Here is a 9,852-nt window from a genome sequence, read left to right on the forward strand (position 1 = left end):
CAAAACCACCTTTTCACTCAAATTTGTTATAATGGTTCTAGTATATCAAAGTTAGGAAGAATCGTCATGTTAAAAATCGATCACTTAGTTGGTGGTTATGTTACTATTCCAGTTTTAAAAGATATCTCTTTTGAGGTGGCATCTGGAGAAGTTGTTGGTTTGATTGGTCTAAATGGTGCTGGAAAGTCAACAACGATAAATGAAATTATTGGGCTCTTACAACCCTATCAGGGCAATATTTCTTTAGACGGTCTACGACTGTTAGAAAATCCTGAAAGCTACCGCCGTAAGATTGGCTATATTCCTGAGACACCAATTTTATATGAAGAGTTAACCCTTCAAGAACATTTAGACACGGTTGCCATGGCTTACGGTCTTGGAGATCAGACAGCCTTTCGTCAGAGGTTGCTAGAGCTTTTTCGTCTGGATGATAAGTTGGACTGGTATCCTATCCATTTCTCAAAAGGGATGAAGCAAAAAGTGATGATTATAGCAGCGCTTTTAATTGAACCACAGCTACTGATTGTTGATGAGCCGTTTTTAGGATTAGATCCACTTGCTATAAGGGATTTGACTAATCTTATTGCAGAAGAAAAGGCTAAAGGAACGGCAGTTTTGATGAGTACCCATGTCTTGGATTCAGCAGAGAAAATGTGTGATCGCTTTGTCATCCTACACCAGGGTCAGATATTAGCAGACGGGTCTTTGCAGCAATTACGAGTACAGTTTGATGCTCCCAATGCTGACTTGACTGATATTTACATGACATTGACACAGGAGTGTTAAGATGGAAGAGCTGATTCAAAAACGTCGGCAGGCTTTTCATCAAGCGTGCTTCAAGTACCTTCGCTATGTTTTCAACGATCATTTTATATTGGTTTTGATGTTTCTTTTAGGCTTTGTAGCGGTTCAGTATGCCAACCTGATCCACGATTTTCCAAAAGGCTCACTGCTCCCAGTGCTGATCGCAGTCTTAGTTGGTTTCGTCTTATCTTTTTTGGGCAGGCTAGCGACTTATATGGTGCCAGCAGATGGGACATTTTGCTTGCCTCAAGAAATCTCTTTACAGGCCAATCTCAAAAAAGCTGCTCAAAAGTCCTTTTTAGTGTGGGGCGGTTGTCAGTTTTTGGTGACCATTTTATTAGTGCCTATTTTTCAATTATCAGGCTGGCAATTATGGCAGGTGATTCTCTACATTGCTTTTCTTCTGGTTCTTAGGACTCTATACCTACATCATCAGGTAAAGCGTTTTTATAAGGGAAGTCTCCTTGATATCACCAGTATAATTGCTTATGAAAGACAGAGACAGCAAAGGCTCTTAACCTTCTTTTCGCTCTTTACAAGGGTCAAAGGGCTTACCAATACCACAAAACCAAGACCCTACCTTAATCCACTGCTAGGATTTTTGACCAAGACATCTAAGCCGACAGTCTGGTTGTCTTTATATGCACGCGCTTTTTTAAGAAATGGGGATTATTTCTGGCTTAGTCTAAGATTATTAGTGCTTAGCCTTGTGTTAGGATTTTCCTTACCAAACTGGTGGGGAGTGTCCCTAGTGGCTCTCTTTAACTATCTCATCCTCTTTCAACTGCTGGGACTTTACCGTGTCTATGATGCTCACACCATGACAAAGCTTTACCCAACAGCGACAAAACTCAAATCACGAGCCTTTCAAACCTTCCTGGCTCGCGTTTCGCTACTCATTACCCTGCCTCAGATGAGCTTAATCTTTCTTAACTGGCGCTTTTTGGTAATCCTTCCCATCATGATAGGCTTAAACTTGGTCTACCTACCCCATCAGCTAAAAAAGTTGGTTGACTAAGTCTCAAAAAACAAGTAAAATAGAAGCAAAATGACAGTAATTATAAGGAGGGTAAGGTGATCGTTATTGATAATGATTTAGTATTGACGCCCATGCGTGGAAAAAGTAATAAAGCCTATATGGGAACTTACCCATCTGGTGAGCGTGTTTTTGTTAAGAAAAACACCACTCCCATCTTGGCAGCCCTTGCTAAGGAGCAAATTGCGCCGCAACTATTATGGGCAAAACGCTTGGGCAATGGCGACATGCTAAGTGCCCAAGAATGGCTTGATGGGCGGACATTACTCAAACAAGACATGATGAGCAAGCAGATTGTTCAAGTCTTGCTGCGTCTTCATCAGTCAAAGCAGTTAGCCAATCAGCTATTACAGCTGAACTATCAGATTGAAAACCCTTTTGAACTATTGGCTAAATGGCAACGTGATTTACCCCTTCAGCTGTGTGAAAATACTTTTATTCAGTCTGTGATCAAGGACCTAAAACAAGCTCTACCCCACTTTGACCAGGACGACGCAACCATTGTTCATGGAGATGTTCGTCATAATAACTGGATTATTACGACCAGCGGTGTCATCTATCTGGTTGATTGGGACGCTGTTCGCTTGACCGATCCTATGTATGACATTGGGCATTTGCTTAGCCACTACATCCCACGAGCAGCATGGTCAGATTGGTTGACCTATTATGGCTATGACAACCCCAAGGCTGTGATGGACAAGGTTTACTGGTATGGTCAGCTGTCTTATCTATCCCAGATTCAAAAGCATTTTGATAACCGTGAGATGGAGCGTGTTAACCGCAAAATTTATGCCCTTAGAAAATTTAGAGAGTTATTCAAATGAGAGTTCGTAAGCGCAAGGGTGCTGAAGATTATTTAGAAAATCATCCACAATACGTCATTTTAAATCCCGAAGATGCCAAGGGGAAATGGCATCAGGTTTTTGGGAATGACCATCCCATCCATATCGAAGTGGGTTCTGGCAAGGGAGCCTTTATCACAGGAATGGCCTTGCAGCATCCAGAGATTAACTACATTGGTATTGATATTCAAGTGTCTGTTTTGAGTTATGCCTTAGATAAGGTTATCGAAAGCCAAGCACCAAATGTTCGCTTGCTGCGTGTTGATGGGTCAAGTTTGACCAACTACTTTGAAGATGGTGAAGTGGGGTTGATGTATTTGAATTTTTCAGATCCTTGGCCCAAAACAAAGCATGAAAAACGTCGCTTGACTTATAAGAGTTTTTTAGATACTTATAAGCAAATCTTGCCTGAGCATGGGGAGATTCACTTTAAGACCGATAATCGTGGCTTGTTTGAATATAGTTTGGCGAGTTTCTCGCAGTATGGCATGGTCTTAAAGCAGGTCTGGCTAGACTTACATGCTAGTGACTATCCAGACAATGTGATGACTGAGTATGAGCAAAAATTCTCTTCTAAGGGGCAAGTGATTTACCGTCTTGAAGCTCAATTTTAACGAATTGGTGGCAATAGGCCACTTTTATGGAGAGGTCGCATAGTGGCTTAGTGCGCACGCTTGGAAAGCGTGTAGTCCTTAACGGGGCTCGGGGGTTCGAATCCCCTCCTCTCCTTTACATAAATAATTGTTGATGCTATTGAGGTGCTAAGAGTTTTAGCCATTAGTCAACCTAGACAAAGATCATTTTGATGTTCCTAAAAACGCCTTATTTGCACATTTGGACAGAGTATGATATAATGTTTTTAACTATAATAAGAAAGGGGCGAGGTTTTCACTTCGCCTCTTGTCTATGTAAGGAGGGATTATCATCGCAACAATAGTTGAACAGGTTACCGAGTTGCTGACGCCTCACATCAATGTTCCCTATGAATTGGTTGATATAGAGTATGGCAAGATGGGTAGTGACTATATTCTTAGTGTTCTTGTGGATAAGCCTGGGGGTATTTCAGTAGAGGATACGGCAGCATTGTCTGAGATTATCAGTCCTTTGCTGGACACTATCAAGCCAGACCCTTTTCCAGAAAAGTATCTGTTGGAAGTCTGTAGCCCTGGCTTAGAACGCCCTTTAAAAACGAAGGAAGCCTTGCAAGAAGCAGTCGGTTCTTACGTTAATGTTAGCCTTTATAAGGCCATTGATAAGCAAAAGGTTTTCGAAGGAGAACTGCTTTCTTTTGACGGTGATAGCTTAACCATTGCTTATGTGGATAAGACACGTCACAAGCAGGTTGACATTCCCTATCAAGCCCTTGCTAAGGCTCGCTTAGCCGTAAAGTTGTAAGTTAGAAGTAATGGAAAGGAATTAAGCGTGGAGTAGAGGATTTGGCTCAAAAAGATAGAACCTAGAGTTAGTAGGTCTTGGGTTTCTATCTTGGCCTTGTCTAAAGTTTTCACGCATCGTATATCATGAGCAAAGAAATGTTAGAAGCCTTCCGTATTTTGGAGGAAGAAAAACACATCAATAAAGAGGACATCATTGATACGGTGACTGAATCTCTGAAATCAGCCTATAAGCGTCGCTACGGTCAGTCAGAGAGTTGTGTTGTTGAGTTTAATGAAAAAACAGGAGACTTCCAAGTCTATAGTGTCCGTGAAGTGGTTGATGAAGTGTTTGATAGCCGTCTTGAAATAAGCTTGAAAGATGCCTTAGCCATTAGTTCAGCCTATGAGCTGGGTGATCGTATTCGCTTTGAGGAGTCTGTTTCAGAGTTTGGTCGTGTTGCCGCCCAGTCAGCCAAGCAGACCATCATGGAAAAAATGCGCAAGCAAATGCGTGAAGTGACTTTCAATGAATACAAAGAGCATGAAGGCGAAATCATGACAGGTACAGTTGAGCGCTTTGACCAACGCTTTATCTACGTTAACCTTGGTTCGCTTGAAGCACAGTTATCACATCAGGATCAGATTCCAGGTGAAACTTTCAAATCGCATGACCGTATTGAGGTCTACGTTTACAAGGTTGAGAATAACCCTCGTGGGGTCAATGTTTTTGTTAGTCGTAGTCATCCAGAGTTTATCAAACGCATTATGGAGCAAGAGATTCCAGAAGTCTTTGATGGGACAGTAGAAATCATGAGTGTTTCTCGTGAAGCTGGTGATCGTACAAAGGTTGCTGTTCGTAGCCATAACCCTAACGTTGATGCTATTGGGACCATTGTTGGTCGTGGTGGTGCCAATATTAAAAAGGTTATCAGTAAGTTTCACCCGACACGTCTTGATGCTAAAACAGGGATTGAAGTGCCTGTTGAAGAAAATATTGATGTTATTCAGTGGGTGGAAGATCCAGCAGAGTTTATCTACAATGCTATAGCACCTGCAGAAGTAGACATGGTTCTCTTTGATGATGACAACAGTAAGCATGCGACGGTGGTCGTTCCAGATAGCAAATTGTCTTTGGCTATCGGTCGTCGTGGGCAAAACGTGCGTTTAGCAGCTCATTTGACTGGTTATCGCATCGATATCAAGTCGGCATCTGAGTATGACGAAATAGAGGCTCAGCAAGCGCTAGTAGCTGAGGAAGAAGAGACGACAGTTGATCTTCCTCTAGATCACGTCGACGAAGCGGTTGATTTACCCCAATCCGAAGAAGATTAAAAAGAGGTATTCATGGCTAAAACACGTAAAATACCTTTACGAAAGTCTCTTGTTTCTGGTGAGGTTATTGACAAGCGTGATTTGTTGCGCATTGTTAAAAACAAAGAAGGAGAGATTTTTATCGATCCAACTGGTAAGGCTAATGGTCGAGGGGCTTATATCAAGTTAGATAATCAAGAGGCACAAGCAGCTAAGAAACGTCGGGTCTTTGACCGGAGTTTCCAATTAGCAGTTGCAGATGATTTTTACGATGACTTGATTGCCTATGTTGATCACAAAGTAAAAAGAAGAGAGCTCGGTCTTGAATAATCATCAACAGTTAGCCAATTTAATCGGACTAGCACAAAGGGCTGGTAAAGTGATCTCGGGTGAAGAGTTAGTTGTTAAAGCCATTCAACACCAAGAAGCGAGATTGGTTTTTCTGGCCAATGATGCAGGTCATCATTTGACTAAAAAAATGACAGATAAAAGTAAATACTATCAAATAGAAGTCTCCACAGTGTTTAATACACTGGAATTAAGCAAGGCAATTGGCAAGCCAAGAAAGGCAGTCGCCATTGTCGATGCTGGATTTTCAAAGAAAATGAGGACTCTTATGGCATAAAGAATAGGAGGACATCACGTGTCAAAAAAACGCTTATATGAAATTGCGAAAGAAGTCGGTGTCGCAAGTAAGGAAGTCGTTGCCAAAGCTCAAGAGCTTGGCATGGCGGTTAAAAGTCACGCATCTAGTGTGGAAAAAAAGGATGCAGAGCGTATAACGCTTGCTTTTAAAGCATCTGCAGCACCTAAACCCCTTACGAAAGAAACACCCAGTCAACCAAAGGTTAAAGAAACAAGTCAATCAGTTGTGAGTGCTCGGTCAGCTTCTGACCCTGCACCAAAGGCTGAAAAGTCTAGCCAAACGGCTCAAAAGGTAGAAGCATCAGCTCCAAAACCACGTCCACAGAGTCGTAACTTTAAGGCAGAGCGTGAAGCTAAGGCAAAGGCTGAAGCAGAGCGTCGTGCCAATGGTGGACATCGAGGTGAGGGTAATCAGGATGCACGTCATCAGCGTGGGAATGATCGTCGCCAGAACAAGGGTCGCTCACAAGCTCAAAGTTCAGGTCAGCGTCAATCCGAAAACCGTCAACAACCTCATCAGCGCAGGACAGCTCAGCGTGACAACCGCATCCAAAGTTCAACTCAAAGAGGGCAGGAGCGATCTTCTGCACCCAAAATTGATTTTAAAGCGCGTGCGGCTGCTCTTAAGGCAGAGCAAAATGCAGAGTATTCCCGTCAAAGTGAATCACGTTTTCGTGAGCAAGAAGAAGCTAAACGCCAAGCACAACTCGCTCAAGAACAAGCGCGTAAGGCGAAGCAGCTAGCGGCTGAAAAAGAGCAAAAATCACTCGAAAGTGTTCAGCCTGCACCAACCGTTGCAGTGCCTAAACAGTCAGATAACCGTCGTAAGAAAAAAGGACGTTCTGAGAAACCTTCTGACTTTTCAAGTCCGAATGCAGATGGGCCTAAGCAAAGTAAAAATAAGAAAAATTGGACGAATCAAAACCAAGTGAGAAATCAAAGAAATAGTAACTGGAACAAAAACAAATCAAACAAAAAAGGTAAGCAAAACCGCAATACCAATACTGCTCCAAAACCAGTAACAGAGCGTAAATTCCATGAATTACCTAAGGAATTTGAATACACTGAAGGAATGACAGTTGCCGAGATCGCAAAACGTATCAAACGTGAGCCAGCAGAAATTGTTAAAAAGTTATTCATGATGGGCGTTATGGCGACTCAAAACCAATCATTAGATGGTGATACTATTGAATTATTGATGGTTGATTATGGTATTGAAGCTCATGCTAAGGTTGAGGTGGATGATGCGGATATCGAACGTTTCTTTGTTGATGAAGACTATCTGAATGAAGAGGAATTGATTGAGCGTGCACCTGTGGTTACGATTATGGGGCACGTCGATCATGGTAAGACAACCCTTCTTGATACCCTTCGTAACTCACGTGTTGCAACAGGTGAAGCTGGTGGTATCACTCAGCACATTGGTGCTTATCAGATTGAAACCAAGGACAAGAAAATCACTTTCTTGGATACACCTGGTCACGCAGCCTTTACTTCAATGCGTGCGCGTGGTGCCTCTGTTACCGATTTAACCATTTTGATTGTGGCTGCTGATGACGGTGTGATGCCACAGACTATCGAGGCTATCAATCACTCCAAAGCTGCTGGTGTTCCAATCATTGTTGCCATTAACAAGATTGATAAACCAGGAGCTAATCCAGAGCGCGTTATTAGTGAACTAGCAGAACACGGGGTCATTTCAACAGCTTGGGGCGGTGATTCGGAGTTTGTCGAAATTTCGGCTAAATTCAATCAAAACATTGAGGAATTGCTTGAGACAGTTCTCTTGGTAGCTGAAATGGAAGAATTAAAAGCTGACCCAACCGTTCGTGCCATTGGTACAGTCATTGAAGCACGTCTGGATAAAGGTAAGGGGGCTGTTGCAACCCTCCTTGTCCAACAAGGAACACTTAATGTTCAAGATCCAATTGTTGTTGGGAATACCTTTGGACGTGTTCGTGCCATGACAAATGATCTCGGTCGTCGTGTGAAAACAGCTTTACCATCGACACCAGTTTCGATTACTGGACTGAATGAAACCCCAATGGCTGGTGATCATTTTGCCGTTTATGAAGATGAAAAAGCAGCTCGTGCAGCTGGTGAAGAGCGTGCTAAGCGTGCATTGATGAAACAACGTCAAAACACCCAACGTGTCAGTCTTGAAAATCTCTTTGATACGCTCAAGGCTGGTGAAGTCAAGACCGTTAATGTGATTATCAAAGCAGATGTCCAAGGTTCTGTAGAAGCCCTGGCAGCCTCACTCTTAAAGATTGAGGTAGAGGGTGTTCGTGTCAATGTCGTTCACTCTGCAGTAGGTGCCATCAATGAATCTGACATCACCTTGGCGGAAGCTTCGAATGCTGTTATCATTGGTTTTAACGTCCGTCCAACGCCACAAGCGCGTCAACAAGCTGATGCAGATGATGTTGAAATTCGTCTCCATAGCATTATCTATAAAGTGATCGAAGAAGTTGAAGAAGCCATGAAAGGTAAGTTGGATCCAGAGTATCAAGAAAAAGTTCTTGGTGAAGCTATTATCCGCGAAACCTTCAAAGTTTCTAAAGTGGGTACTATCGGTGGATTCATGGTTATCAATGGTAAAATTACACGTGATTCAAGTGCTCGTGTTATCCGTGACGGTGTCGTTATTTTTGATGGCAAACTAGCCAGCTTGAAACATTACAAAGATGATGTTAAAGAAGTTGGAAATGCCCAAGAAGGTGGTTTAATGATTGACAACTTTAATGATTTGCAAGTAGATGATACCATCGAAGCCTACATCATGGAAGAAATCATCCGAAAGTAAACAAGACTTGATGAGCACTTCCCAAAAAGCTAGGGAAATGATCTCACTTTTCTTGGCAACTACTGGCTCGCTAGCTTAGTGAGCGGATCCAACTATCACTAGAAAGGAATTGCCTCCATCAGACCTGATGTCTAAAAGCTAGCTAAAAGAGAGGCTCCTGTCTCTTAATACTGGCCTGGCAGGACAAGTCAGATGGAGACTTGGTATTTAGGTATGGCAAATCATCGTATTGACCGTGTCGGTATGGAAATCAAGCGTGAAGTCAATGAGATTTTACGGCTAAAGGTACGTGACCCTCGTGTGCAAGAGGTGACCATTACAGATGTTCAAATGCTGGGTGACCTATCAGCTGCCAAAGTTTACTATACGATTCATAGTGATCTTGCTTCGGATAATCAAAAAGCCCAAATTGGTCTGGAAAAAGCAACCGGCACCATTAAGCGTGAACTAGGAAAAAATCTTCACATGTATAAAATTCCTGATTTGTCTTTTGAAAAAGACCAATCTCTTGAATACGGTAATAAAATCGACCAACTATTACGAGATCTTGACCGTAAAGATTAACTAGTAAGTATATCGGTATTCATATAATTAAGAAGCAAGGGTGTTATAGCTCTTGTTTTTTTGAGTTGACATGATAAAACAAATTAATGCCCATTCAAAATCAAAACATAACTTTTTTTGTAAGCATTATCTGTTGACGATGATTTTTAAGAGTTAATAACAAATCCTTACATAATATAGTGATTTAAATTCAGATTATGACGTCGATAAATCATTTTGATAAACGCTAATACTGTTAGCTATTCTATGCTTTGTCCTAATTTATTTTCAATTTACTATAACTTGCTAGTTTTTATAACGTTATTTTAGGTCTTTTTTTGAAAGTTATTGAGTACAAAATGCTATCCTTTTGATTTTTAAAGAAGATTACTGTTTGGTTTTCCATTCCAATTGATACATATTACTAGCAGAAATGATACTTGTATTTAAGTGCTCTCTACTTGTTCTTGTTGAAAAATTTAGTGTATA

Annotated in this window: 10 protein-coding genes and 1 tRNA gene; all 11 read left to right on the top strand. The window is 41.6% G+C overall.

What is annotated here, in order from left to right; translation table 11 throughout:
• Positions 1–66 precede the first annotated feature (66 nt).
• The 11 genes from ACMZ6Z_RS05950 (at position 67) to rbfA (ending at position 9,384) form a co-directional block, all read left to right on the top strand.
• Entirely contained in the window at positions 67–786 is a 720-nt protein-coding gene (locus ACMZ6Z_RS05950; protein ID WP_416131690.1) for an ABC transporter ATP-binding protein, read from the top strand.
• A gap of 1 nt (position 787) precedes the next feature.
• The gene (locus ACMZ6Z_RS05955; protein ID WP_416131691.1) at positions 788–1,822 is read left to right on the top strand and encodes an ABC transporter permease; all 1,035 of its coding nucleotides are present in this window, start codon (positions 788–790) and stop codon (positions 1,820–1,822) included.
• A gap of 56 nt (positions 1,823–1,878) precedes the next feature.
• Positions 1,879–2,664 carry a cell cycle regulator CcrZ gene (gene ccrZ / locus ACMZ6Z_RS05960; protein WP_416131692.1) on the top strand — a complete coding sequence of 262 codons (786 nt, stop codon included), beginning with the start codon at positions 1,879–1,881 and terminating at the stop codon, positions 2,662–2,664.
• Positions 2,661–3,296 carry a tRNA (guanosine(46)-N7)-methyltransferase TrmB gene (trmB, locus tag ACMZ6Z_RS05965; protein ID WP_416131693.1) on the top strand — a complete coding sequence of 212 codons (636 nt, stop codon included), beginning with the start codon at positions 2,661–2,663 and terminating at the stop codon, positions 3,294–3,296. The genes ccrZ and trmB overlap by 4 nt, the downstream gene beginning before the upstream one ends.
• 28 nt (positions 3,297–3,324) lie before the next feature.
• A tRNA-Ser gene (locus ACMZ6Z_RS05970) sits at positions 3,325–3,411 on the top strand.
• Between the two features lie 225 nt (positions 3,412–3,636).
• The gene (gene rimP, locus ACMZ6Z_RS05975) at positions 3,637–4,077 is read left to right on the top strand and encodes a ribosome maturation factor RimP (RefSeq protein ID WP_416131694.1); all 441 of its coding nucleotides are present in this window, start codon (positions 3,637–3,639) and stop codon (positions 4,075–4,077) included.
• A 125-nt stretch (positions 4,078–4,202) separates the two neighbouring features.
• Complete coding sequence (gene nusA / locus ACMZ6Z_RS05980) at positions 4,203–5,390, top strand: transcription termination factor NusA (protein WP_416131695.1); 1,188 nt, start codon at positions 4,203–4,205, stop codon at positions 5,388–5,390.
• 12 nt (positions 5,391–5,402) lie between these two features.
• A complete protein-coding gene (rnpM, locus tag ACMZ6Z_RS05985; protein ID WP_416131696.1) occupies positions 5,403–5,699 on the top strand; it encodes an RNase P modulator RnpM in 297 nt (98 codons plus the stop codon).
• A complete protein-coding gene (locus tag ACMZ6Z_RS05990; protein WP_416131697.1) occupies positions 5,692–5,994 on the top strand; it encodes a YlxQ-related RNA-binding protein in 303 nt (100 codons plus the stop codon). The genes rnpM and ACMZ6Z_RS05990 overlap by 8 nt, the downstream gene beginning before the upstream one ends.
• A gap of 18 nt (positions 5,995–6,012) precedes the next feature.
• The gene (gene infB, locus ACMZ6Z_RS05995; protein WP_416131698.1) at positions 6,013–8,820 is read left to right on the top strand and encodes a translation initiation factor IF-2; all 2,808 of its coding nucleotides are present in this window, start codon (positions 6,013–6,015) and stop codon (positions 8,818–8,820) included.
• A gap of 213 nt (positions 8,821–9,033) precedes the next feature.
• Positions 9,034–9,384: a 30S ribosome-binding factor RbfA gene (gene rbfA, locus ACMZ6Z_RS06000; RefSeq protein ID WP_416131700.1), complete on the top strand. Its 351-nt coding sequence runs from the start codon at positions 9,034–9,036 to the stop codon at positions 9,382–9,384.
• Positions 9,385–9,852: the final 468 nt, after the last annotated feature.

This window comes from Streptococcus pluranimalium (assembly GCF_047785705.1).
In the GTDB taxonomy this organism is placed as follows: Bacteria; Bacillota; Bacilli; order Lactobacillales; family Streptococcaceae; genus Streptococcus; species Streptococcus pluranimalium_A.